The sequence below is a fragment of the Pseudomonas sp. ok272 genome (assembly GCF_900109995.1).
In the GTDB taxonomy this organism is placed as follows: domain Bacteria; phylum Pseudomonadota; class Gammaproteobacteria; order Pseudomonadales; family Pseudomonadaceae; genus Aquipseudomonas.
Genome location: NZ_FOCB01000002.1, coordinates 482774 through 506860 on the forward strand (window position 1 = coordinate 482774; position 24087 = coordinate 506860).

A 24087-nucleotide genomic window follows, 5' to 3' on the forward strand; every position below is an offset into this window, starting at 1 on the left:
TGCCTGGATGTATTCACTTGGAGTAACGGCGAATAGCTTCAAGAAGCTCTTCGACGCCCTTGTTACGCTCCTCTTCACTGAGCCCAGGGTTAGCAACATGCTCCCGCGCGTGATCCTCGATGATTTCCTCCATTAAACCGTTGATGGCTCCGCGAGTGGCCGCAACAAGGTGCAGTGTTTTGGCGCAATCGAGGTCCGATTCCAGTGCCCGTTCAAGGGCTTGGATTTGTCCGGCGATGCGTTTAACGCGCTTAAGAAGATCGTCTTTGTTTGCTGCGATATGCCCCATTGGATACCCCCCCTACCTATATTGCTCGCATGATAGGTATACCCCCTATACCTATGCAAGGGTTGTGGACGAACGGAACATCTACGGCCCGCGGCGGGAAAAAGAGACTTCAAATACGAGGGGGAGCGAGGGGACCTGGAGCGCCCGCTTCTTGCCGTTTGTGTTGAAAAAGTCGGATTCGATTCCCACGGTAGAAAAGTACGTGTCAGAGATTGAAATCCGTGTGTTGCGCAGATGCTTGCAGGTTGCGGCGTTCATAGGTCGTCCTCGCTGAACTCACGCAGGTCAACCGTCTGACCCGCCAGTGCATGCGTACAGTCGCTCAGGAACTGGATATGGCCGTCAGTCACGAACGAGTGGCAAACACGATCACCATCAGACCAGTGATACCGCACCAGCACAAAAGGCGTGAAGGTCGGCATGCACATCAGGCAGTGCCCGGCATTCGCGCACGTGCTGCAGGGCCAGCAGTTCGTCATACCGCACGCTGTAGCGGTTACCGGCAGGAAGGTAAGCCACAATCAGTAACAAGTCGCAACTTGCTTAAGATGTCATCAAATGAGATGGTTCTCTGTTGATTGTTTTGGAGGCTTCCCGTGACCACATTTCAATTTATCACCGGAATGGTTTTCTGCCTCGCCGCGCTCGGCGTAAGGGCTTACCTGCTTGTTCAACATCATGGAAAAGAAAAGGCAGGCCGTTCGAAAAACCAGTGAACAGCGGCAAGCTCACTCTCTGATGCTTGTCGTAAACGGTTCTAATAGCCTGCCCGCCACGCTCCCCAAACATTAAGGGATGGAGGCGAAGAAAAAGCCCTGAAGGCGAGAAACTTCGGGGCTTTGTTTTTTTCGTCCTTCTTCAGCGGTAGCCCGCGCCTGCTCGTAGCCTGTAAGCTGTCGCCGCTCAATTCAGTCATCAGGAAAATCGCTCCGATAACACACTGGCGAGCTAGGACCTGCATGACGATCCAACTCATCTTCCAGCCATTGAGCGAGAACGACAGCATTGTTCGCTTGCGGATTCTTGGCTGAAAAAATCAGCGTAAGCGTCCCTCTTTCGGCGAACACGAGCAGTTCCAGCCAATTCTGTGGGCTAGCGGCCAGCTCTTGGCGATAGGCCGTTGCGAACTGCACAAAATCCATTTCCCCGCTTTTGAAAGCTTTGCGTAACGGCGTGGAAGGCGCTGCATCAGGACGCCATGCCGCCAATTGAAGAAAGTCCTTTCGACAATTTCGCGGCCACAGGCGGTCGACCAGAACACGATATCCATCGTCTTGGGCCGCAGCGATATAAGCACGCTTGCACTGAATCATGACGCTACGCTCCTTACTGCCACGCTGGCCATCTAGAACCAGAATAGGCTGTTGGAGTCGCTACCGACAGACCGCTTGACGGTAACCAACTCCTGCTCAAACCCCATCCGCCACCGACGCTCGGCCCGCAGCGCCCGGCCCCTGGAGAAAGCCGCGGAACACCACCTGTCGGAAGCCGCCTGCTTTGCCATGCTTTTTGTAGGGAAATACGTAGAATACGCGCCGCGCGTTTGGATCCATATCCTTCAAGAGATCTAAACACTGCAGACTTCACGGACGTTTCAACACAGGAGTTCACGGTGTCACCTCACCCCGCAAGGCTTTACCCGAGCACCCCAGAGCAAATCATCGTTTCAAGCTGCGAACAGTTCTCAATCGAGTGCTTTATCGATCAGTACGTCAGCACCAGAGGCGTGCCATCCGATGCAGAACTTCGCAACGCCGTCATCGAAGCACTTCGCGCGTTTTCATGCACCGCCCCAGTGATGCTGTTTGAGATGAATGCCTGGCTGGATAACTGCCTGGGCCTAAAGGCCTTACACCCCGATTATCTGGACATCATTGACGAGTTTGGTGATTTCCCCCGCCTTAATGAATGCTGCCCGCAGATCACAGGAACAGCGCTCTAAGCCCTGATGTAATGGCATGGGCATTTGCCCAGTCTGTTTCCTCAGGGCCAAGCGCTATCGAAGCCGTAAAACCCGACTTCAAGGCCGGGTTTTCAGCATGGCCAATGCCGCCAATCATGATGCAATAGTCCAATCAGACGTGGCACCTGGACGTTCAACCTTCCTATCGTTTACCTCGCGCCAATCAACGAGGAAAACAACAAAAATGAAACTCGATTCAGTCGTTACTCATTGACGTCAGTGATCTTGACGTTGGCTTTGCTGCCCGGCCTGCAGAGTGGGAAGGTGTATGCCAGCGAACACGTCGGCAAGGTCAATCAGTCTGTATTTGCCTTCGAGAACAATAACTATCCCAGCGCAAAAACCAGCCAGCGTCTATACGACGAGTTGGACTATCAGCGCGCCGTACAAGCCTATATCTGGGCCCAGCCACGGGTTGGCCTGGGCGCCATGAGCGAAGGGGCGCGGCGCATCGGTATCGCGCCCATGGAGTTGTTCATATTCGACCAGGGCTTGCAGATCAACCAAGCGCTGCAAACGGGCAACGATGACGTCATCTATTCGTTCAGCTATTTCAACCTGCACAAAACCGGCCCGCTGGTGGTGGAGATTCCTGCGGGTAATCAGTACGCCATAGTGCTGGATGCCTGGCAGCGGCCGATTGAAGACCTCGGGCGTATCGGTCCGGACCAGGGCAAGGGCGGCAACTACCTGATCATTCCTCCGGGTTGCCACGGTGAACTGCCCAAAGACGGCTATTTCTCACGTACCAAGGCACTCAATGGCGCAACAGCACAGGGTTGACGCTAGGCGATATAAAGGAGGTCAAACAGCCCGGTCAATCTTGATGCTGTTGGGGTGAAAGCATCGAAGGGACTCGAGATGAGCTATACCGGATAATCTCCCATCGCAGTTCTTCAACGCAGGAGGTTGGCAATGAAGTACAGAAACTCACTTGCAGCGCTAATGATCACCGCAAGCCTTTACGGCTGCACCACTCAACCTGGCCATGTAGTGAGCGTTCCCTTGGTTGCCAGCCGACAGAACACCGGTCAGATCGGCAACGTCACGCTGGCCGACTGGGGTGATAAAACCGGGTTCAGTTTTTTTATCAGCGGTGTTCCAAACGGAGCATCGCTGCCCCTGCGCCTCTATACCTTTATCCATAAAGGCAGCTGCCAGCAACCCGGGCCGATTGCCTACGCCATGAATGATCACGTCACCACCGAACGCCAACCCGTACGCGGTTGGGCGTTCTCAAGAAGTGCACCTGTCGCCATGTCGGCCCTGCTGTCCGGTGAGTACGCCGTCGTGGTGCGAAGTGCCCCGGACAGTGGCGATATCGAGGTTTTTTGCGGCGATATCAAGCAAGGCGACTCGGCGAAATAGCCTTGTGCGGCGAGTGTCAGTACGTCGATTTAACCGAAGTGGCCGACCTGGTGCGCGTCAGGACGGCGATGGGGTCAACCGAGGTTGAGTGCCCGCAGGTCCAGGCGACCATCCTTGAGCGGTGGGCACCAGTAGTAACCACCGGTGATCGGTCGGCTCATGCGGTACAAGCCGTCAACGATGCCATCTTCAAGACCGCTCATGCGCCGCAGTTGGGCTTCGAAGGCACTGAAGGAATGACCGAAGGCCAGGAACATCAGGCCGGCACGCTCGCCTTCGATCCAGGGCATGGAACGACGGACGATGAACGCCTCGGGGGTGAAGCTTTCCTGGGCAGTGCGTTTGACGTGGGCAGACACCGGAGCATCGTCAAGCTCTTCGTTGTCGCTCTTGCGGCGGCCGATGATGTTGTCTTGTTCATCGGATGCCAGCGCATTGAAGCCCGTCAGGTCATGCTGCCATTGCTGGATCGCGGCAAAGCTACCGCCCACCTGACCTGCTTCGCCTTCAGCCACCAGGGCCGCGGCCACCGCAGCCTCGTCGTGGGGGTTTTCGGTGCCGTCTTCGTAGCCCGTGAGGTCATGGCCGGTCATATGCCGGAACGCTTCGCTCATCTGCACCAGGCTAAAGGCCGGTGCCAGTGCTGCTTCGATGGCACGACTGCGGTTGAGCAACTCGCCACGGTCATCACCGTGCAGCCACAGCCAAAGCGCGTGCTGAGTCGAGGGGTTATCGACACCCACGCCGATCATCGCCGGGAACGGCCGCAGCCCCGCCACTTTTCCACCCAGGGCATTGACCAGCGACTTACCCAGCCCGACCACCGCTGACTTGCCATCCACTAAGGTCATCAGTTGATCGATTGCCGCCGGCAAAGCCTCAACGCAGTGGAGCGCAAAAAACAGATGACGCGCCTGAGGCGGAACGGGGGTGGCAAGGATGCCAGGCTGGTAGTAACTCATGAGAACTCCTTCAAGAAAGGGGGGAAGTTTAACCGGCACAGGAAGGCTTGTGTGCAATGGCCAGCAACCGGGCCGTCTGGATACGAAGCGCTCCCATCAGCATTGTTCCGACTTTCATTCGCCGACTGGTGTCCGATTCTTTTGCTAACATCTTGTTACAAGTTAGCCAAAAGGCAGTGCACCGTCACGACGCCTGTCGTGTTCAAGATCCCGACACCTCCCGGGAGGACCTCATGCTCGCGCAGCAACTGTTCCAAAGATTCCAGGTGAAGTTACACAAGGTCGGCTTCACCAGCACCCTGCACCTGATGCTGTTGAGGCTGGTCAACCTCTTCACTCGGTTCAAGATCCTGCGCGGTCTGACGTTGCAGCACGTCGACCCCAAGTTTCTCGACTACCCGGCCCACCTCACGCCGATGTTTCTCAGTGAACAGCAACTGCGCCACTACGCCCTGGCCCCGGTCAACGAACTGCCCGATCATTTCATCGATGAGGCCATGGCCAAGGGTGACCAGTGCTTTGGCCTCTTCGATGGCGAGATTCTGGCCTCCTATGGCTGGTACTCGCGCCAGCCGACGCCTATCGATCCGCCGGAGTTGTTCCTGCACTTCAGCACGTCCTTCGTCTACATGTACAAAGGCTTCACCCATCTCGACTATCGCGGCCAGCGCCTGCACGCCATCGGCATGAACCTGGCGCTCAAGCACTACCTGGAACAGGGTTTCGAAGGGCTGGTCTCGTACGTCGAATCAGACAACTTCGACTCGCTGAAGTCTTGCTACCGACTGGGCTACCGGGACATTGGCTCGATTTACCTGATCCACCTGTTCGGCCGCTACCTGAGTTTCGCCAGCAGCGGCTGTGCGCCGTACAAGCTGGATTTGAAATGGGCCGAAGGAGCGCCTGCCTGACTAACAGTGAGCCTCGCCCCGGTACGCACTCGGGCTCTGTCCGGTCCAACGCTTGAACGCGCGCCTGAAGCTGCGCACATCGCTATAGCCGACTTCCTCGGTGATGCGTTCGATGGACATCTGTGGGTTGGCCAGCAGGCTCATGGTGCGTGCCTGGCGCACCTGTTCCAGCAAGGTCTCGAAGGTCAGGGCATGCTCGGTCAGGCGCCGACGCAGGGTGCGGCCACTCATGTTCAGGTCGCCGGCAATTTTCTCGATATGGCTGCCGCGCGTCAGGTCGCGGGAGATCGCCCGCTCCACGGCCTGGATCAGGTCGATTTTCTGATGCACCTGGGCACCTTCGGCCTCCAATAAATTCACCGCCTGGCGCAGGGCCAGGGAATGATGATTGGGTAAGCGCACGTCAAGCCAGCGCGCCTCCAGCACCAACCGATTGTGCAGGCAGCCAAAGCGCACATCAGGCCCCAGCAGGCGGTGGTACTCGGCCACGTAGTCGGGGGCCGCGTGCACGAACTCGACGCGCACGCAATTGAAGTCAGCCCCCACCAGCGCCCGGCCATACACCAGCAGGCTGGCGAAGAACTCTTCCACGGCGAACATCTGCACCTCGGCAAACGGCAGGCGACAATCGGCCTCCACCAGCACCTGTGCAGCCTCTTCCCGCACGCTGGACACCACGATCCCGCCCGAGGTGTGCTGATGGCGCATGCCCACCTCGAACGCATCACGCAGGGTCCTGCACAGCGAGAGCACGTGTCCCAGCAAGCCCAGTGTCCCCAGCACGTTCTGATTGCCCACCCACAAGCCCAGCCCCTGGTTGGGAATGACCTTGAGTGCGCGCTGGATCATCGCCACGGCCTGGCGATAGGAAATCCGTTGTGCGGGGTCTTGCAGGTCATCCAGGCAAAAACCCAGGCCGCGGCACAAGCCATGGGGATCGATGCCCCTTGCGCCAGCCACCTCGGCCAAGGTTTGCAGCATGAAGGGAGAGACCAGCGCCAAGTCGTAGGTAGGGTCGATGACATTGATAGGCATGGCAGCGAATTCCGGATCAGGTTCAGTTCTTATTTTTGTAACCAGTTATGTCTCAGAACGTTAACACGCCTGACCGCGTGACAGCCAATTCCATGCACGCCTCCAGTTACGTGTTCCGCCAGCGGACACAGGCTGGCCGCAGAAGTCCGCTCTGTGTCCGGCAATACCCTGCCCTGTCGGAGGCTGACAGCTTATTTCTAAGTCCCGGTCCCCGTGACGGCCGATAGAAATATTCGCTAACAATAATAAGAGCCAAAAAATGAATCCGACTCGTGCGTTCTCTCCCCTGCGACTGGCAACAAGCGTGGCCCTGCTGTCCTGTGTCGGCCTGTCGGCACACGCCACCGAATCGGGCGTGGATAACATCGGCCCAGGCACCGACGGCTTTTTCATCTTGCCCCTGGACAGCGACAACCTTCCCGACAACATGGTCGCGTTCAACCTTTACTACAACTATTACAAAGCCACCAAACTGGACATCAGTTCCCTGGGCGGCAAGGTGCCGGGCGTCGAGATCAAGTCCGAGGCGGTGATTCCACGCCTGGACTACCTGAGCCCGTTGCGCGTGGCCGGTGGACGCCTGGGCTTCTACATCGCCCAACCGTGGATTAAACAGGAGGTGGCGGTCTTCGGCCTGTCGGATGATCGCGAGAGCATGGGCGACACCACCCTGGCGCCGATTGTCCTGTGGGACATGGGAAAGAACCTGACACTGGCCGCCGCCCTGGAAGTCACCATTCCCACCGGCGAATACGACGCCTCGCGCCTGGCCAACACCAGCAACAACTTCTACACCTACAAACCACTGGTGTCCTTCACTTGGCTACCCACGGAAAATACCGAGCTGTCGATGAAGACCACCTACAGCTTCAACCAGGAAAACCACGACACCGATTACCGTTCCGGGCAGATCTTTCACTTCGATTATTCCGCCAGCTATCAGGTAGCCGATAACCTGCACATCGGCTTGAACGGCTATTACCTCAAGCAGACCACCGACGACAAACAGTACGGCAGGACCGTGCAGTTCAACGGCGAGGATGTGAACGACGGGGTCAAGGGCCAGGTGTTCGCCATCGGCCCGGCGGTGCACTTGACCTTCTTGAAGTACGCCACGGCCGAATTGCGTTGGGCCAAGGAATTTGACGTGGAAAACCGCCCCGAGGGCCAGATGCTCTGGGCCAAAGTGACGATTCCCTATGCCTTCTGAGTCAGGCCCGGCGCGCCACCGCCAATGGCGCCCGTGGCTCGCCCAAGGCCTGTAGCAGACAGTGCATGGCCTCTTCCCGGCTGCGTTCGAAGCGGTAGCGCGACTCTATGTACAGCGCCAGTTGCAACGGCACCGGCTCATCCAGCGGCAATGGCGCCTGCTGCATCCCCAGGGCACTGGCGACCCGGCTTGGCAGGCTCAGGCCAAACGGCTGGCGGTCGGCAATCATCTTCGCGGCCAGGGTGCTTTGGGTGCTCACGGCGATGGTCCGACGCAGGCTTTTCAACCCCAGGTGCAGGTCCACCGGGCTCAATCCGTCCCGACGGCTGGAAACCTGGATCTGCGGTTGCGCCAAGTAGGCTTGCAGGGTGCGCGGCGGCTCCTTCAGCGCCTCGCCCCAGGCGAACACATAGTGATCGGCCGGCAAGACCTGCTTGTGTAAACCCGCCAATCCGGCCAGTGGCTGGTCAAGGTCGATCAGAATGTCCAGCTTGCCCGCCGCCAGCTCTTGCAGGGCATCGCGCCGGCGCGGCTGGAAGTAGCGTACTTGCCAGTCGGCATGGGGCATCTGGAGCAAGGCATCGAGCAGCACCGGTTGCAGGCAGTCCAGGCAACTGATCCGCAGCAACGGGCTGCTTTGGCGAGCGGCGGGGATCATCTTCAAACCATCGCGCAGGCATTCCAGCGCGTTGCGTACATAGTCCGCCAGCCGATGCGCGACCAGGGTCGGCGTCACGCCCAGGCGACTCTTGATGAACAGCGGGTCACCACACAAGTCACGCAGGCGGCGCAACGCATTGCTCATCGCCGGTTGCGACAGGCACATGACCTGAGCGGCACGGGTGACGCTGCGTTGCTGGTAAATAGCATCGAAGGCGAGCAGCAGATTGAGGTCGAGCTGGCGTAAATCAAGCATGGTCTTGCTCCGGCAAATCGCTTAACGTCGGGCAGCCTAACCAGTGAACCGAAACATGTTCTGAGCCCTACATGACAAAAAGCGATCAACCGACACCCAACGCCTTTTATGCCCCAAGCCTGCAAGCGGCCATGGAGGAGCTGTTGGCCCGCGGTATTGCCCGCGAGCACATCGAGGCCGTGTTTCGCCGTACCCTGTTTGAACTGCGCACCCCGTTCATGCGGATTCCCCTGTTCATGTCGCGACGCTTCTGGGCCTTTGTCCAGGACTGCACCGATGACCCGCTCGTAGGCCTGGCGGCTGGCCGGCGCTTCGTGTCCACCTCCACCAATGGCCTGACTTACCTGTTTGATGTGGCGGCGTCCCTGGAAAGCGCCTGCGCCTATTTCGTGCGGTTCTTCCCGTTCTTCAATGGCCACTTCCAGGCACGTATCGTCCATGGCGAAGGCACGGTGGAGCTGCACTTGCTGGACATCGGCAGCCTGCGGGCGACGGCGCCAATGACCGACTACATCCTGGTCAGCATCTGCAGCATGCTGCGCCGCAAGCTGCTCGCCAGCGGCCTGGGCGAGGACCCGATCCTCGGTGTCGGCCTGATCCAACCGGCCCCTGCCTGTGCGCTGGCCCATGAGCACGCCTTCCGCGCGCCCGTGCAATGGCGCCAGGCGAACAACATCATCCGCCTGGAACCCCGGCTGTTCGTCCAGCCACTGACACCCGGTAACCACCAGTTGGAAGACACCCTGGTGGAACTGCTGGAGCAAACTCGCCGCAACAGTGAGGCGACCTTGCTGGAATTGGTCGCTGACCACCTGATCAGCGACCTGCCCGGCGCCCATTGGCAGAGCTTCTGCACCACCCAGCACCTGCTCGAACGCACCGCCGCCCGGCGTTTGAAAGCCCTGGGTTGGAGCTTCTCCGAGTTACTGGACGAGTACCGGCGCTACCGTGCCGAAGACTTGCTGCGCCAAACGGATGTTGAGCTGGTGCAGATCTCCGACCAGCTCGGCTACAGCGACGTGCAAAGCTTCAACCGCGCCTGCCTGCGTTGGTTCGATTGCGCGCCAGGGCTGTACCGCTCGCGTCACAGCGCCTGAATGGCCGCCCCCTTTAGCGCGTAATGCCTGCGTTAAAGTACTTGAGCGAGAGATTGTCCCGCGTGCCGTCGGCGCGCGACGCCCATTGGACGCTGGGAGAGCATGAGGTAGGGTAACCGCCCTTGAACCAGAAGGATTGCATGATGCATCGTATTGTCCGCGCCGCAACTATTTGCGTGTTGACCCTGCTAGCGGGCATTGAAGCCCAAGGTGCGAGCCTGTCTTTATTCAGTGACACCCCCGAAAAACTACCCGCCGAATTCGCCGACTACAAGGACCTCGCCGACATTACCGACGTCGATAACTACACCGTCGAAAAATTTAACCTGGCGCCCTCCTCCACCGTCGAACACAGCATCAACAAAGCCAATAACAGGGTCATTATCAAGGCCACTGCCACCATCAACGACCACACCAAGCGGTACACATTCTACAAACTGGACACGTCTGGAAAGATCGTCGACACCTATCAGTTCACCCGCAACCTGTTGATTGCACAAAGCACCGGCGATGAGCAGTTGGTAGACGGGGTGTTCCTGGTCAACAAGGAACACACCTACTACACCACCTGGCCGCTCGATGGGGACAAAACCAGGAAGCCACTTATTGCGCTCAATCAGGACCTGGCCTGGAGCCCGGAGAAACTGGATGAGTTCTACGCTGACCTGGTTAAAAAAAGCACGCGACTCGACCAATTTACCGTGTATGAGGCGATCAGCCCCACCGAGAACAAACGGCGCGTACGCAAGGTGTTTTACTTAAACTCGACGGGCAAATGGTATGTGTTGTATGGCAACACCTTAAAAAGTGACTACACCGGAAAACAACTGCCGATCTTCAACACCCTATTTACCGACTTCACGGAGACCGAGCGCTACTTCGGCCGGTACGTCCCCCCCGCCAACATCCGCATTGCGTACTTTGAAAAAATCACCTACAAAAAATTCGAGTCCTCAGGCGGCTCAAACAACAACGCCGCGCACATGAATTATCTGTGGCAGGGCATGGGGTACTACCAGGTCGACTTGGGCAACAGCACGTTGAAGTTCAAGAACAAAGGCACGTTATCGCGCACTGACTTCAAGGGTGAAGACTTCCCGCCCAAGGAAAGCCTGCTGGTTGATTTTGCTTATTACAGCAACCCTCACCTGAACTACGCCCTGTTTTCAGCCAACGACACGCTGTACCTCATCAAGCGCAAATGAACAAACCAGCCCGTCACGCCCCGTGAGCAACGTCGCCGGCCTGTAACTGCGCCGGCATTTAAACGTAGAATCGCGGCTCCAACGCCCTACGAGATCGAAGAATGGAAGCTCACCTGGTTTTGACCTACACCCTGGTCGCCGCGGTTTCAGTCGCCAGCCCCGGCCCTGCCACGTTGATGGCCCTCAACAACAGCCTCACGTACGGCGCCAAATCCACGTTGTGGTCGTCACTGGGCAATATCAGCGGCCTGTTCTGCATGTCCGCGGCCGCCATGCTCGGCCTGGGGGCATTGATTGCCAGTTCCGAATGGATCTTCAATGCGGTGAAGTTCGTCGGCGCCGGCTACCTGTTCTATCTTGGCGCCAAACAATTGCTGAAAAAGAGCCAAGTGCTTGCAGTCCCCGCCAACGCGACCGCCAATGACAATGCGCCCTCACGCCTCAAGCTGTTCAAATCGGCATTTTTGACCGCCGCCACCAACCCCAAGGCGACGATCTTTTTCACCGCGCTGTTCCCGCAATTCATCGACCAAGGCTCGGCGCTGCTCCCGCAGTTCCTCATCCTGACCCTAATTTTCATGGCACTGTCGCTGGGCTCCCTCAGCCTTTACGCCCTGCTCGCCTCCCGGGCCAAAGGGGCATTGAGCCGACCGGCGTTCTCCAAGTGGCTCAATCGCATCGTCGGCTCCACCTTCATTTTTTTCGGCACAGCCATCCTGACGATGCGTCGGCAAACCGCTTAGCCCCCCGGGCATGGACAGTGACGTGAAAATAAGATCAGTGCTGCTACGGGTTTTTCTCTATGGCACGTTGCTGGTGCTGCTCGCAGGCGGTGCGGCCGCCTACTTCCTGGTGTCCGGGTTGCTGCCGGAGCCCGCCCCTGAACCGCAACTCAGTGAAGTCGACAGTCTGCTGGCCGAGACCCCGCCCGAGCTGGTCTTTGAAGGCGTGTTGGCGGGGAACGCCGTGCACTTCGTTGTCTACGGATGTGCCATCCATCAAATCAAGGACGGGGCGCCGGATCGTCAGATCGTCAAAGTGCTTGAGGCCGAGTCCTACCCGTTAGGCTCCATCTGTGAACGGCAGTGGCTGAAGGCGGAAAAAGGCGCGCTCACCGTCTGGCTCGGCCGCAGGGCGATCGGTGCCGGAGGATGCTGCACCGGCGGTGGAACCTATCGGACCACTGACGGGCTCACCTGGAAAAGGATCAGCCGCGACACCACGCCGTGGTGAGGCCTGGACACGCCTGGCGATAAACCCCCGCGCCGCTACGGATTGCCGCCTGCCACCACCGACGGGGCCTGGCCCGGCGTGACAATGGTGTTCAGGTCGATGTGCTTCCACGCGGGCTTGGCCCCCAGTCGCGCATTGAACCGGTAGTTGAAGGTGAAGTCATCGACCGTCGGCTCGGTCAGGGGCTTGCCGTACACCGGCTCAATCGCCGCCAGGTCGTAGCCCATCAACTGCAACAGCGTGGGGAAGATGTTGTAGTGGCTGGAGCGATCCTTGTTGCCGGCCAGCGCGGCCTGCCAGTCGATGGTGTGCACGCCGCTGCCCTGGATCACCACCAGCGGCACCAGGCCTTCTTCTTCCACCGGGTCACTGCCGCAATGGGTATCCAACCCCGGGTTGCCGCGCTCATGCAGATCCTGGCCATGGTCGGAGGTGTAGATCAGCGTGGTGTTGCGCAAATCAGCCTGGGCAAACACCCGGTTGAAGAACTCCCCGACGTTCCACAGCAAGGTGTTCTTGTAGGCATTGCGGTAGCGCAGCCAATCGTCGGGCTGGCCATTAAACCCGTCGCGCAGGCCCGTGTCAGAGACCTCCAGGAACTGTCCGCGGGGCAAGGCCGGCCGGTACGCCATGAAGTCGTCCGGGTACTTGTCATGCACCGGAAAATGGGCGCCCACCTTGTTGATCACCACCAGCGTCGGCACGCCATCGTTGAGCACCTCGATCAGCTTTTGTGCCGCTGCCATGTCGCGGTCGCGCACGGCGGTTGAGTCGAACTGGACGAACTGGTCGATATCCTTGCGTTCAAGGTTCGTCATCAGGTTTTGCAGGTTGCCGCCGGTACGCTGGGCGTCGATGTAGACCGTACGCAACCCGGCCTTTTTCGCGTACTGCCAGATCGAGGGCTGGGTGCTGTTGATGCGCATGTAGTCGCTGCGGGTACCGCCATAACGCAGGGTCACGTTGGTGTCGGCGCTGCAATTGGCGATGGCGGCGGCATAGCCGAAGTTGAAGATTGCCAGCCCTGGACGCGCCTCCTTCAGGTTGCTGTGCGCACCGAACGCGGTGTTGATGTCCAGGTAGTTGCCGGACACGCTCTCATCGATGACCAGCACGATGTCATGGCCGCCGGGTTGATCGACGCGCGCCAGCCTGACCGGTTCGCGCGGGCCCACCGTGTTGTGCAGCGACTCATAGGTGAACAAGTTCAGGTAGGCCAACGGTGTGTACATGATTGGCAGTCCGCGAGCACCCTCGCCGGCCCGTATGAACAGCACCGCACTGAGCAGCAGCGCGCCAAACAACGGCGCCGTCACCGGCACCCATCCAGGCACCGACAGGCGTCGACGCGGCTTCAGGCCCAGCCCCAGCAGCAACAACAGCCCACGGGCCAGGGACGCGAGAATCACGGGCTGATACTGGTCCAGCGACTCCTGGATGAAGCCGGCGGAGTACACCAGCGAGACAAAGCTGCCGTAGGTCAGGTAGCCGGCCGTGACACGGGTGTAGACATCGAAGAACACCGCCGAGCAGAACATCACCACGGCGAACAGGTGGCGCACCAGCGTCGGGCGGATATACGCGCACAGCCACAAGGTCAGCGCCAACAGCGTGAACATGCCGGCGTAGAGCACCAGCGCCAGACTCAGTCCCATGGCATCGAAGCGCTCGAGATAGGCGCTGTAGCTCAGGAGCAAGTACAGGAACAGCAGCAGTTCCTTGAGGTATCGAGTCATGGCGCGTCAAGGCTCTTGATGTCATTTGCATTAGGGTTCATAGGAGACTGAATCACATGCTGTTTTTGACATTAGCAGCCCCTATGGAAAGCGCAATAATTCGCATTTTCCGGACGAAAACCGTCAAAAACCCGTTAACTCATTTCTGACACCAAAAATCCTCTGGAGCCCTTGTAACACAAGCTATACGACCGTCTATCGCATTCTTCAAAACGCCCCGACGCCCCTAAAAACCGAGTAAAGCCATTATCCAAGGGCACTTGATGGCAATTTGCTCGAAAGGGATCCATTTGCCACCACGGATTTCGCGTCATTTTGATGACACGATTTGCCAGCGCTAGGCTATACCCCTCTTATCAGTCTCATCCAAGTTACATCCACCGCTCTACGAGGCACGCCAGTATGGACGTGAACGTATTTGGTACGGGTTGCATTTGCCTGTGGCACGTCAAGCCAGCGAGTGCTAACGCGTGAAAATTCTGGTCACAGGTGCCGCAGGGTTCATCGGAGCCCACTGCGCACTGAGGCTAATGCAAGATGGGCATCATGTCGTCGGGCTGGACAACTTCAACGACTACTACGACCCCGCCCTCAAGTACGCCCGTGTGCGCTGGGTACAGGAACAGACAGGCGAGTTCCCGCTGGTACACGCCGACCTGGCGGATACCGAAGCCATGGCCGCGCTGTTCACCCGCGAACAACCCGAGGTGGTGATTCACCTCGCCGCGCAAGCCGGGGTGCGCTATTCCCTGGATAATCCCAGGGCCTACCTGGACAGCAACCTCAGCGGTTTTCTGAACATCCTCGAATGCTGCCGCCACCACCCGGTCAAGCATTTGCTCTACGCTTCGTCCAGCTCAGTCTACGGCGCCAACCAGCACACGCCCTACTCGATCCACGATGGCGTCAATCACCCGCTGTCGCTGTACGCCGCCACCAAGAAAGCCAATGAGCTGATGGCCCACAGCTACAGCTACCTGTTCGGCATCCCGTGCACCGGCCTGCGGTTCTTTACCGTGTACGGCCCCTGGGGCCGGCCGGACATGTCGCCGATCCGCTTCGCCCAGGCCATCGTCGAGGGCAGACCGCTGAAGCTGTTCAACTACGGCCAGCATCAACGCGATTTCACCTACATCGACGACATCGTCGAAAGTATTGCCCGCCTGCTCGACCGGCCACCGCTTCTCGCGGCGGACTGGGACCGCGAACACCCGGACCCCTCCACCAGCATGGCGCCCTGGAAGCTCTACAACATCGGTGGCGAGCATCCGGTGGAGCTCAAGGACTACCTGGCATTGATGGAAAAGCACTTGGGCTGTAAGGCCCAGGTCGAACTGCTGCCGCTGCAACCTGGTGATGTGCTGAACACCTTTGCCGATGTCCACGAGCTGGAAGACGACACCGGTTTTCACCCGCGCATCGAACTCGATGAAGGGCTCAGGCGTTTCGTGGCCTGGTTCCGTGATTACTACGTATTGCCCGTCATCCCAACGTCGCTCACCGGGCAATCACTGCGCCTGGACGAGCTCTTGCCGGTACGGAGGCGTTTATGACGGGTCACGAGAAGGGTCTACCGTCCAAACAGATGCGGCGCGACAAGCGTCTGGACCCCGAACATCGCATGCGCCTGGACACCGCCATTCACATTCAGGGGCGTGGCTGGATCACTGGCCGGGCCGGCGGGCGCCCGTGGACCCTGTCTCGCACCAACCGGGTGGTCGCCACCCTCGGCGCGCTGACGCTGCTGGGGATGCTGTCGCCGTTGCTGCTGGGGCTGGCCGTGATCATCAAGCTCAGCAGCCCGGGGCCGGTGATGTTCGTGCAGAAACGCACCGGTTATCGCGGGCGCACGTTCGGCATGTACAAGTTCCGCACCATGGTGGTCAACGCCGAAGAGCTCAAGGAGTCGCTGCGTCACCTGAACAAACACGGGATCGACGCCATCGACTTCAAAATCGACCAGGACCCGCGCGTCACTCGGATTGGCGGTTTCCTGCGGCGCAGCAGCCTCGACGAACTGCCCAACCTGATCAACGTGGTGACCGGCGACATGCGCCTGGTAGGCCCGCGGCCGACCTCCTTCAACGCCTATCGCTACAAGGATGCCCACCTCGCCCGCCTGAGCATCTACCCCGGCATGACCGGCCTGTGGCAGATCTCCGGGCGCAGCAACATCGACTTCGATCAACGGGTCGAGCTCGACCTGAGTTACATCGCCAATCAGAGCCTTCTGCTGGATCTGAAGATCCTGCTCAAGACACCCTTCAAGGTTTTCAGCGGCAACGGAGCATGTTGAGATGGACGGTTCCAGCACTAAAAGCTTGACCATCGCAAACCCCAGCGAGTCGAACCTGACCGCGACCGTGCTCGACCAGGACCTGCGTGTCCTGTTCCTGACGGCCGCCAACAGCGGTGACGGCATCAGCACCAGCGCCCTGGCGCTGGCCCGGCAACTGTCGCAGATGAGCAGCGGCCTGGTCCTGCTGGTCGACGCCAGCCAGTCCGCCCACAGCCTCAGCCAGCAACTGGGCCTGCACAAGGAACGGGGCTTTCGCGACCTGCTGTTCCAACGCGAATCCACCCCGGCGCTGAACGACTGCATCGTGCAGTTGCCCAGCTTGCCCTTCCACCTGCTGCCCAGCGGCCGTCACGAACGCGGCGACCACCTGACGCCCGAACAGTTGAAACCGCTGCTCAAGGAGTTGGGCGAGGCCTACCGCTTCGTGGTGATTGACGGCGATCCGGTGTACTCGGCCGGCGACACCCTGGTCATCGCCACCTTGGTGGACGGCGTGGTGCTGGTGGTGCGCGCCGAGGACACCCGCTGGGAAGTGGCCCAGGCCGCCAGCCAGCGCTTGACCCAGGCGGGGGCGAAGTTGGTCGGCAGCATCTTCAACGGCCGTAAGTACTACATGCCCAAATGGCTCTACAACAACCTGTAATAACAGCGGCCAGAGGATATCGACATGAACGTGAAATGGCTTGCCCTGCTGTTGCTGCCTCTTGCAGGTTGCTCCAGCACCACCGATGAAACCCGCATGATGCCGGTGCAGATCCTCACGGCCGCACCGGCCAACGCCCAGGCCACGGACATGCCCAGAGTCGAGCAGACGTTGCGCCCAGGCGACAAACTGGACGTGATCTTCCACGTCAGCACCAGCGGTTCGGCGGCCTATCGCGTGCAGTCCGGCGATACCATCAGCCTGGCCTTCAGTGCCGCCAGCCAACTCAACGGCACCCAGGTGGTGCTGCCCGACGGCACCATCCAACTGCCCGGCGCCAATACCTCGGTGAAAATCGAAGGCTTGACCAGCGACCAGGCCCGCGAGGAGGTCCAGCGCGCCTATCAGCGCAAGGCCCTGTTCCAGCCCAATCGCAACCAACTGACCGTGCAAGTGATCAGCCCGCTGTCCAACGAGCAGGACCTCAAGAACACGCTAAACCACCCCGCCACCGGCATGAGCCGGGAAATCACTGTGGGCAATGACGGCTACGCCAGCTTCCCGGAAGTCGGCGCCGTGCCGCTGCAAGGCATGACGATCAGCCAGCTGCAAACCTTCCTCAACAAACGCTACGAGCAACTGCCCGGGCGGATGAGCGTCGACGTGATGCTCAAGTCCACCCAAGGCAACGAAGTCTATGTGCTGGGGGAAGTCGGCCAGCCGGGCGCCTACCCGGTCCGCCGGCCCATCTCGGTGCTTGAAGCCCTGAGCCTGGCCCGCGGCGCCAATATCAAGGCGCGCCTGGATTCAGTGGTGATCATGCGGCGCACCGGCAATCAGGTCGAAGCCCGTCACTACGACGTCGAGAAGGCCCTGGCCGGCGACGCCTCGCAGATCGCCTACCTGCAACCGGACGACATGCTGTTCGTACCCAAGACCAAGCTGGCCAGTGCCGGCGAACTGGCGCGGCAACTGGCGGATGTCGTGTTGTTTCAAGGAGTGGGCTTTAGCTTCGGCTATCGCGTCGACAACAAAAGCGACAACAACTCCAACTAACTCGCAGGGGAATGAACATGAATCCCAAAGAAAACTACCTGCATGAGTTCTTCAGGATCTTCTTCGCCAACAAGCAATTGGTGAAGCGGGTATTCCTGGTGTTTGCCGTGATCACCCTGGCGCTGCCGCTGGTGCTCAAGCAAAGCTTCGACATCACGGCACAAGTGATCGTGCAGTCGAAGAAACTGTCCCAGGGCGACGCCACGACTTCCCTGAACCAGGAGAACGCCACGTTCATTCCACCGTCGCTGTCGGACATGGAAACCGAGGCCAACATCCTGCGTTCGCCCGCCCTGGTCCGCCAGACCATCAGCGACCTGCGCGAGCAGGGCCAATACGACCCCGCCCCCGGCTTATTCTCCCGACTGGTGGGCACGCCGCTGCGCAACTGGGTGATCAACCCGTTGCGCGCGTACGTGATCAACCCGGTGCGTAACGTGCTGGGACTTGAAGTCGATCCGGTGCGCGACACGGTCCTGGACGGGCTCACGCAACAGGCCCTGGACAACCTCAAGATCGAGACCCTGCCAGGCTCCAACGTGATCTCGATCGTCTACGCCTTTGGCGATCCGACCCAGGGCACGCGCTTCGTCGCGCAACTGCTGCAGAACTACCTGAAGAACCGCCAGGAGCTGCAATCGATCGACCTGCCGCAGACGTTCTACGAACAGAAAAAGCAGCAGTACCAGGCCCGCCTCGACAACCTGGAAGGCACGCGCCTGACGTTGCTCGAAAGCATCGGCGCCTCCGATCCCAAGGAAGAAATCACCTTCCGCCTCAATGCCATCAACACCGAGGAACAGGCGCTGAACCAGTACCGTGACCGCCTGCTGCAAGGCCAGCATTGGCTCGACTACCTCAAGGCCAGCTACGCCAGCGTCAGCGCCTCGAACAAACTCAGCGAGTACACCTTCCCCTATACCTTCAGCACCACCATCGACAATGTCGCCCTGCAGGACCGGGAGATCGGTCAGTTGGGCGAGCAACTGACCGCCTTGGTAACGCGCTACAACAATGACCTGGCCGTGTTCCAACCGGGCAGTGAACCGATGCTGCTGACCCGCGAGCAAATCAGCCGCGCCCGCCAGGGGTTCCTCAAGGTCGTCAACAACCGAATCCAGGAGCGCACCAACGACCTGGCCGTGCTCGGCTCGGTGATCGACCAGAAGACCGCGCGCATCGCCGAGTACAAGGACCGCATCCACCAGCTCCAGGAAGTCGAAAGCAAACAACGCCAGATGGACACCGAGATCAACGCCCTGCACGCCGCCTTCGGCACCTACGCCCAACGCTTCGCCGAAAGCAGCACCGCGCGCCTGTTCAACAACGACCTGTCCAACGCCCGGGTCCTCAGCCCGCCCTACGAGCCTACCGAGCCATCGTTCCCAAGGCCGCTGCTGATCATTCCGTTCGGCTTGCTCACCGGCCTGCTACTGGCGATTGCCCTGGTGTATGTGCGTGAGTTCCTCGACCATCGCTTCAAGCACCCGGCGCAAATCAGCCATCAACTGGGCCTGCCGGTGTTGCTGGTGATCAACGATCAGAACGTCATGCCGACTAACCCGCACCCGAACTGGACCGTGCCCAGTTTCATGCACTGGGTGCGCCATTGAACGGGCAGGCCGCCCCTGCGCTGCCGATCATTCATCTGCTCAGCAGCGGCGGCTTCTACGGTGCCGAGCGGATGTTGCTGGACCATTGCCTGGCGACGCCGGGGCGCCACCAGGTGCTGTTTCTCGACGCGCCGCCGGCCCTGGTCAGCCGCTTTCGCGAGGCCCAGGTGGACTGCCAGCCCATCAACGGGCTGCGCGAACTGCTGCGTCACCTGCGCAGCCGGCGCAGCGAGCGACCGTTGATCAATACCCACAACTTCAAGGGCCTGGTGTTGGGCTGGGTCGCCGCCACCTGGCTGCGCCTGCCGCTGGTGATCACCCAGCATGGCTTCACCCCCCGCAGCCGCAAGCAACGCCTCTACACCTGGCTGAGCCTGCAACTGTGCCGCACCGCTTCGGTGGATCGGGTGGTCTGCGTCGCCGAAAGCATTGCCCTGCTGTGCCGGCAAGCCAGCGTGCGGGCGGACAAGCTGCACGTGATCCCCAACGGCTTGCCCCACCTGCGGGTCCCCGCGCGCGCGCGCCATGATCGGCAGCGTTGGCTGGCGGGCTTCGTCGGTCGCTTGAGTGTCGAAAAAGGCCCGGACCTGTTTCTCGATGCGCTGATCCCGTTGTGCCGGCAACACCCCAAGCTGTATGGCGTGATGCTCGGCGACGGCCCGGAGCGCCCCAGCCTGCTGGCGCGCGTCAATGCCGCCGGGCTGCACGAGCGCATCCGCCTGCCCGGCTACCAGACCGACATGGACACCTGGTGGATGCAGCTCGATGCCCTGGTGATCAGTTCTCGGACCGAAGGCACGCCGATGATCCTGCTGGAAGCGATGCAGGCCGGGGTGCCGGTGGCGGCCTTTGCCGTGGGTGGGATTCCCGACGTGCTGCAGGACGAACACAACGGCCTGCTCGCCGCGCCCGCCGACAGCGCCGGCCTCGCCCGGCAGATCGAGCGCCTGCACCGCGACCCCGATCAGGCTCGGAACCTGGCGGACAACGCCCGGCGCACGCAATTGGAACGCTACGACCTGCGCGCACTGGCGCAACGCTGGTCGCAGCTGTACATCCGCACGGCACAGGAGGCACGGGCATGATCATCCCACTGTCGCTGGTCAGCCTGCTGGGGTTGCTCGGTGTGTTGCTGCTGGCCAGCCCCTGGCCCTATCTCGCGCCCGGCGCCGTGCTGGGCATCGTTGGCGTCCTGCTGCTGTACCGGCGCCCGGCCTGGGGCTTGCTCGGCATCGTCGCCCTGGTGCCGCTTGAAGGCCTGTTCAAGGACAGCGAACTGACCGGCTCGAAACTGGTCGGCGCGTCCTTGGCGCTGATCCTGTGCCTGCAACTGCTGCTGCATCAACTCCCCGCCGATCGCCTGCGCAGCAACCTGTGGCGATTCCTCGCGTGGTTCATGGTCTTGTACGGTTTGAGTTTTCTGGCCAGCGCCAACCTGGGGATGTCCCTGTACAACCTGCGCGAATGGAGCGTGGGTCTGGTGCTGTTCGTGATTACCCTGTTGATCGGCCGCGACATGAACATGCTGATGTTCTGTCGCCTGGCGACCCTGAGCGTGACCTCGACCTGCGTGCTGGCGATGTTCTCCACCCAATATCAGGATCAGGGCCGCGCCGCCGGGCTGCTGGCGGACTCCAACGCCTTCGCGATGCTGATTGCCTTTGCCGTGCCGCTGGCCCTGCTGCTGGTACGCCAGAGCCCGAATTGGCCACAGCGGCTGTTCTGGCTGGCGTGCAGCCTGTTGCTGCTCGCCGGCATGACCAAGACCGAGTCGCGCTCGGGGTTGGTGGTGTTGTTCATCAGCCTGCTGATCGGCCTCTATCACTACCACGCCCAACTGCCGCGCATCCGTCCACGGCACCTGGGATTCGCCATGCTCGGCGCGGCCATCGTCATCCCCCTGGCGATCTACGCCATGCCCGCCGGCTACGTCGCCCGTATCCAGTCGCTGAGCATCCTCGGCCAGGGCGCCTCCGGGCACCAGGACGAATCCCTGAGCCGCCGTGCCTCGTACATCGTGGTCGGCCGCCAGATGATCGAGGACAACCCGCTGCTGGGGTCCGGCCCCGGCACCTTCGCGCTGCACTACGCCGGCACCGGTTTCGCCAAGGCCTTTTCCTTCAACCGCAGTACCGGCGAGCTGTACCGGCGCGCCCACAACACCTACCTGGAGATCTTCAGCGAGTTGGGCATCCCGGCGGGGCTGCTGTTTGTCGGCCTGCTGGGCCTGGGCCTGTTCAACCTGCAACGCGCGCGCCGGGCCTGGCTGCAACGCGGCGACTGGGACCAGGCCGACCTGATCACCCACCTGGGCATGAGCTTGCTGTCGCTGGCGCTGTTCCTGATGTTCTTGAGCGCACCGGCGCAGAAGTACCTGTGGATCATGCTGGCCCTGTCCTGGGTGCTGCGCCTGCAGGCCGAGCAAAGCCCGCTGCCGGAACGCCGGCCATGAGCGGCATCAGCGTGGTGGTGCCGATGTACAACGAAGCCCAGCACATCGGCCGCACCCTGCAGTCCGCCAGACTGGCGGCAGACGTGGCAGGGCTGGCGTGCGAGCTGATCGTGGTCGACAACGGCTCCACCGACCAGGGCCCACACATTGCCCGCCGCCTCGGCGCCCAGGTCTTGAGCCTGCCGGGCCTGACCATCGGCGCCCTGCGCAATCGCGGCGCGGCAGTGGCGCACGGTGAATGGCTGGCGTTCATCGATGCCGACATCGAACTGCCGCCGAACGGGCTCAAGCGGCTGATCGACCTGCACGCATCCGGCCAGGCGGACGTGCTGGCGCTGGACCTGCACACCCCCACCCAGGCCCCCTGGTTTGCCCGCGCCTGGCAACGCCGCACCTTGCGCCCGACCAGCCAGACAACGCAGGCGGTGCAATGGCTGCCCTCGGCCAACCTGCTGCTGCAGCGCGAACGCTTCCTGGCCAGCGGCGGGTTTGACGAAAACCTGCGTACCGGTGAAGACAAGGACCTGACCCTGCGCCTGGCCCAGGCCGGCGCGCGCCTGATCTCGATCAACGAATGCACCGCCCTGCACTGGGGCTATGAAGGCAGTTGGCGGGAGTGGATTGGCAAGGAGCTGTGGCGCCAGGGCAGCCACGTGCAGTTGCTGCAGACCCAGGGCCTGAGCCTGCGCCTGCTGCGCTTTCCGCTACTGTCGCTGGGCGCCTGGGTGCTGGACTTCATGGCGCTGTCGGCGTTGCTCGACGGCCAGTTGCACATCGCTACGCTGATGTTGCTGATGGCCGCCTTGCCGGCCTTGCTCTTGAGCCTGCGCCAAAGCTTAAAGCATCACGAGCCGACACTGACCCTGCAACTGTGGGGCCTGCACTGGGTGCGCCTGCACCTGGCCGGCGCGGCATTCGTCCTCAGCCTGTGCCATTGGAATGCCAGGAGGCCCGCCCGTGGCTGAAGCGATTTTCTGGACATGCCTGCTCCTGCCGGTCTACGCCTACCTGGGCTACCCGCTGCTGCTGACGGTGCTGTGCCCGCTGTTTACCCCGCGACGCCGCGCCAGCGCCGAGCCCATGCGCATCAGCGTGGTGATCGCCGCCCACAACGAAGCCCGGCACATCGAGGACAAACTGCACAGCATCCTGGCCCAGGGATATCAGGCGCGACGCCTACAGATCATCCTCGCCAGCGACGGTTCCACCGACGCCACCGTGGCCTGCGCCCGCCGGGTTATCGATTCGCGCATTACCGTGCTCGACCTGCCCCGCCAGGGCAAGGCCGCCACCCTCAATGCCGCCGTCGCCAGGAGCAGCGGCGACATCCTGGTGTTCACCGACGCCGATAACCACTGGTCCGCCGACACCCTCGAACAGTTGCTCGCGCCCCTGCATGACCCGGATGTCGGCGCCTGCGCCGGGCACATGATCATTCCCAACCCCGGCAAGGGCCTGAGCCTGGGCGACAGCCTGTATCGACACTACGAAGGCTGGCTGCGCCGGGTGGAGAACCGCACCGGCTGCATGGTCTCCGCCGACGGCGCGCTGCTGGCGCTACGACGCGAGTTGTTCCAGCCGATCCCTGCCGAGGTCAACGATGACTTTTTCATCAGCACCTGCGCCCCGGTGGCCTTCAAGCGGATTGTCTACGTGCCCGAGGCCGTGGTGCTCGACCAGGGTGTGGACGAAGCCGACAAACAATTCCGCCGCCGCCAGCGCGTCACCGTCGGTGGCTTGCAGAGCCTGGCCCAGCGCCGTGAGCTGCTCAACCCGCTGACCCACGGCTTGTACGCCCTGGCGTTGATCAGCCACAAGCTGATCCGCCGCCTGGCGCCACTGCTGCTGCTCCCGCTGCTGCTCAGCAACGCCTGGCTGTGGAACGTCCACCCGTTCTACCGCCTGACCCTCATCGCGCAATTGCTCAGCTACGCTATCGCTATTGCTGGCCTGTTGGACGTGCACCACCGCCTGCCCAAGCCGTTTCGCCTGGCGGCCTTCGTGCTGGTGACCCTGGCCGGTATGAGCAGCGGGGTGTGGCAGTTCCTGCGGGGCCACCGATACCGCCAATGGAACCCCGAACAGAATCGCTGAGAGTC

The 24087-nt window shown here is 61.0% G+C and carries 25 protein-coding genes and 1 pseudogene; 18 read left to right on the top strand and 8 right to left on the bottom strand.

Annotation, left to right across the window (positions count from 1 at the left end):
• Positions 1–13: 13 nt before the first annotated feature.
• The 4 genes and pseudogenes from BMW74_RS05190 to BMW74_RS05200 form a co-directional block, all read right to left on the bottom strand.
• Entirely contained in the window at positions 14–289 is a 276-nt protein-coding gene (locus tag BMW74_RS05190) for a metal/formaldehyde-sensitive transcriptional repressor (protein WP_093414545.1), read from the bottom strand.
• Positions 290–543: 254 nt separating this feature from the next.
• Positions 544–708 (bottom strand): annotated as a pseudogene (locus BMW74_RS25435) (ammonia monooxygenase); the annotation flags it as partial.
• Entirely contained in the window at positions 665–808 is a 144-nt protein-coding gene (locus BMW74_RS25175; protein WP_175479153.1) for a hypothetical protein, read from the bottom strand. The gene BMW74_RS25175 and the pseudogene BMW74_RS25435, both read right to left, overlap by 44 nt.
• A 389-nt stretch (positions 809–1197) precedes the next feature.
• Positions 1198–1602: a DUF488 domain-containing protein gene (locus tag BMW74_RS05200; protein ID WP_093414548.1), complete on the bottom strand. Its 405-nt coding sequence runs from the start codon at positions 1600–1602 to the stop codon at positions 1198–1200.
• A gap of 299 nt (positions 1603–1901) precedes the next feature.
• Between BMW74_RS05200 and BMW74_RS05205 the strand changes: the two genes are divergently transcribed.
• The 3 genes from BMW74_RS05205 to BMW74_RS05215 all read left to right on the top strand — a co-directional run bounded on the left by BMW74_RS05205 (position 1902) and on the right by BMW74_RS05215 (position 3620).
• Positions 1902–2231 carry a hypothetical protein gene (locus tag BMW74_RS05205; RefSeq protein ID WP_093414551.1) on the top strand — a complete coding sequence of 110 codons (330 nt, stop codon included), beginning with the start codon at positions 1902–1904 and terminating at the stop codon, positions 2229–2231.
• A 246-nt stretch (positions 2232–2477) separates the two neighbouring features.
• A complete protein-coding gene (locus tag BMW74_RS05210; RefSeq protein WP_139208368.1) occupies positions 2478–3035 on the top strand; it encodes a DUF1254 domain-containing protein in 558 nt (185 codons plus the stop codon).
• Between the two features lie 132 nt (positions 3036–3167).
• On the top strand, positions 3168–3620 hold the full coding sequence (locus tag BMW74_RS05215; RefSeq protein ID WP_093414555.1) for a hypothetical protein: 453 nt from the start codon (positions 3168–3170) through the stop codon (positions 3618–3620).
• A gap of 74 nt (positions 3621–3694) precedes the next feature.
• Here BMW74_RS05215 and BMW74_RS05220 read toward each other — a convergent pair whose 3' ends face one another.
• Positions 3695–4582 carry a Dyp-type peroxidase gene (locus BMW74_RS05220; RefSeq protein WP_093414557.1) on the bottom strand — a complete coding sequence of 296 codons (888 nt, stop codon included), beginning with the start codon at positions 4580–4582 and terminating at the stop codon, positions 3695–3697.
• A gap of 233 nt (positions 4583–4815) precedes the next feature.
• Between BMW74_RS05220 and BMW74_RS05225 the strand changes: the two genes are divergently transcribed.
• The gene (locus BMW74_RS05225) at positions 4816–5493 is read left to right on the top strand and encodes a GNAT family N-acetyltransferase (protein ID WP_093414560.1); all 678 of its coding nucleotides are present in this window, start codon (positions 4816–4818) and stop codon (positions 5491–5493) included.
• Here the strand turns inward: BMW74_RS05225 and BMW74_RS05230 are convergent, their stop codons facing one another.
• The gene (locus BMW74_RS05230; RefSeq protein ID WP_093414563.1) at positions 5494–6528 is read right to left on the bottom strand and encodes an AraC family transcriptional regulator; all 1035 of its coding nucleotides are present in this window, start codon (positions 6526–6528) and stop codon (positions 5494–5496) included. It abuts the gene before it with no gap.
• A 259-nt stretch (positions 6529–6787) separates the two neighbouring features.
• Here BMW74_RS05230 and BMW74_RS05235 point away from each other — a divergent pair, with 259 nt between their 5' ends.
• Entirely contained in the window at positions 6788–7738 is a 951-nt protein-coding gene (locus BMW74_RS05235) for a SphA family protein (protein WP_093414566.1), read from the top strand.
• Between the two features lies 1 nt (position 7739).
• On the opposite strand, the gene BMW74_RS05240 is transcribed toward BMW74_RS05235, so the two are convergent.
• Positions 7740–8654 (bottom strand): LysR family transcriptional regulator, encoded by a 915-nt coding sequence (locus BMW74_RS05240; protein ID WP_093414569.1) that lies wholly within the window; start codon positions 8652–8654, stop codon positions 7740–7742.
• A 71-nt stretch (positions 8655–8725) separates the two neighbouring features.
• On the opposite strand from BMW74_RS05240, the gene BMW74_RS05245 reads away from it, so the two are divergent.
• From BMW74_RS05245 to BMW74_RS05260, 4 genes are all read left to right on the top strand, one after another.
• Positions 8726–9751, top strand: coding sequence for an AraC family transcriptional regulator ligand-binding domain-containing protein (locus BMW74_RS05245; protein ID WP_093414572.1), 1026 nt, complete (start codon positions 8726–8728; stop codon positions 9749–9751).
• A 143-nt stretch (positions 9752–9894) separates the two neighbouring features.
• Positions 9895–10956: a hypothetical protein gene (locus BMW74_RS05250; RefSeq protein ID WP_093414581.1), complete on the top strand. Its 1062-nt coding sequence runs from the start codon at positions 9895–9897 to the stop codon at positions 10954–10956.
• A 101-nt stretch (positions 10957–11057) separates the two neighbouring features.
• Positions 11058–11699 carry a LysE family translocator gene (locus tag BMW74_RS05255; protein WP_093414583.1) on the top strand — a complete coding sequence of 214 codons (642 nt, stop codon included), beginning with the start codon at positions 11058–11060 and terminating at the stop codon, positions 11697–11699.
• Between the two features lie 22 nt (positions 11700–11721).
• Positions 11722–12189: a hypothetical protein gene (locus tag BMW74_RS05260; protein ID WP_139208369.1), complete on the top strand. Its 468-nt coding sequence runs from the start codon at positions 11722–11724 to the stop codon at positions 12187–12189.
• Positions 12190–12224: 35 nt separating this feature from the next.
• Here the strand turns inward: BMW74_RS05260 and BMW74_RS05265 are convergent, their stop codons facing one another.
• The gene (locus BMW74_RS05265) at positions 12225–13925 is read right to left on the bottom strand and encodes a sulfatase-like hydrolase/transferase (RefSeq protein WP_093414589.1); all 1701 of its coding nucleotides are present in this window, start codon (positions 13923–13925) and stop codon (positions 12225–12227) included.
• A 470-nt stretch (positions 13926–14395) separates the two neighbouring features.
• Between BMW74_RS05265 and BMW74_RS05270 the strand changes: the two genes are divergently transcribed.
• Genes BMW74_RS05270 through BMW74_RS05310 form a run of 9 tightly spaced genes read left to right on the top strand, consistent with a single transcriptional unit; the run spans position 14396 to position 24082 of the window.
• Positions 14396–15478: an NAD-dependent epimerase gene (locus BMW74_RS05270; RefSeq protein ID WP_093414593.1), complete on the top strand. Its 1083-nt coding sequence runs from the start codon at positions 14396–14398 to the stop codon at positions 15476–15478.
• Positions 15475–16221: a sugar transferase gene (locus BMW74_RS05275; protein ID WP_093414596.1), complete on the top strand. Its 747-nt coding sequence runs from the start codon at positions 15475–15477 to the stop codon at positions 16219–16221. The genes BMW74_RS05270 and BMW74_RS05275 overlap by 4 nt, the downstream gene beginning before the upstream one ends.
• Before the next feature lies 1 nt (position 16222).
• Positions 16223–16867 (top strand): CpsD/CapB family tyrosine-protein kinase, encoded by a 645-nt coding sequence (locus tag BMW74_RS05280; RefSeq protein ID WP_093414599.1) that lies wholly within the window; start codon positions 16223–16225, stop codon positions 16865–16867.
• Positions 16868–16891: 24 nt separating this feature from the next.
• Complete coding sequence (locus BMW74_RS05285) at positions 16892–17923, top strand: polysaccharide biosynthesis/export family protein (protein WP_093414602.1); 1032 nt, start codon at positions 16892–16894, stop codon at positions 17921–17923.
• A gap of 17 nt (positions 17924–17940) precedes the next feature.
• Positions 17941–19536: a GumC family protein gene (locus tag BMW74_RS05290; RefSeq protein WP_093414604.1), complete on the top strand. Its 1596-nt coding sequence runs from the start codon at positions 17941–17943 to the stop codon at positions 19534–19536.
• Positions 19521–20621 (top strand): glycosyltransferase family 4 protein, encoded by a 1101-nt coding sequence (locus tag BMW74_RS05295; RefSeq protein WP_371911741.1) that lies wholly within the window; start codon positions 19521–19523, stop codon positions 20619–20621. Before BMW74_RS05290 ends, BMW74_RS05295 begins: the two co-directional genes overlap by 16 nt.
• Positions 20618–21988: an O-antigen ligase family protein gene (locus BMW74_RS05300; RefSeq protein ID WP_093414607.1), complete on the top strand. Its 1371-nt coding sequence runs from the start codon at positions 20618–20620 to the stop codon at positions 21986–21988. The genes BMW74_RS05295 and BMW74_RS05300 overlap by 4 nt, the downstream gene beginning before the upstream one ends.
• Positions 21985–22953, top strand: coding sequence for a glycosyltransferase family 2 protein (locus BMW74_RS05305; RefSeq protein WP_093414610.1), 969 nt, complete (start codon positions 21985–21987; stop codon positions 22951–22953). The genes BMW74_RS05300 and BMW74_RS05305 overlap by 4 nt, the downstream gene beginning before the upstream one ends.
• Positions 22946–24082 carry a glycosyltransferase family 2 protein gene (locus tag BMW74_RS05310; protein ID WP_093414613.1) on the top strand — a complete coding sequence of 379 codons (1137 nt, stop codon included), beginning with the start codon at positions 22946–22948 and terminating at the stop codon, positions 24080–24082. The genes BMW74_RS05305 and BMW74_RS05310 overlap by 8 nt, the downstream gene beginning before the upstream one ends.
• Positions 24083–24087 lie beyond the last annotated feature (5 nt).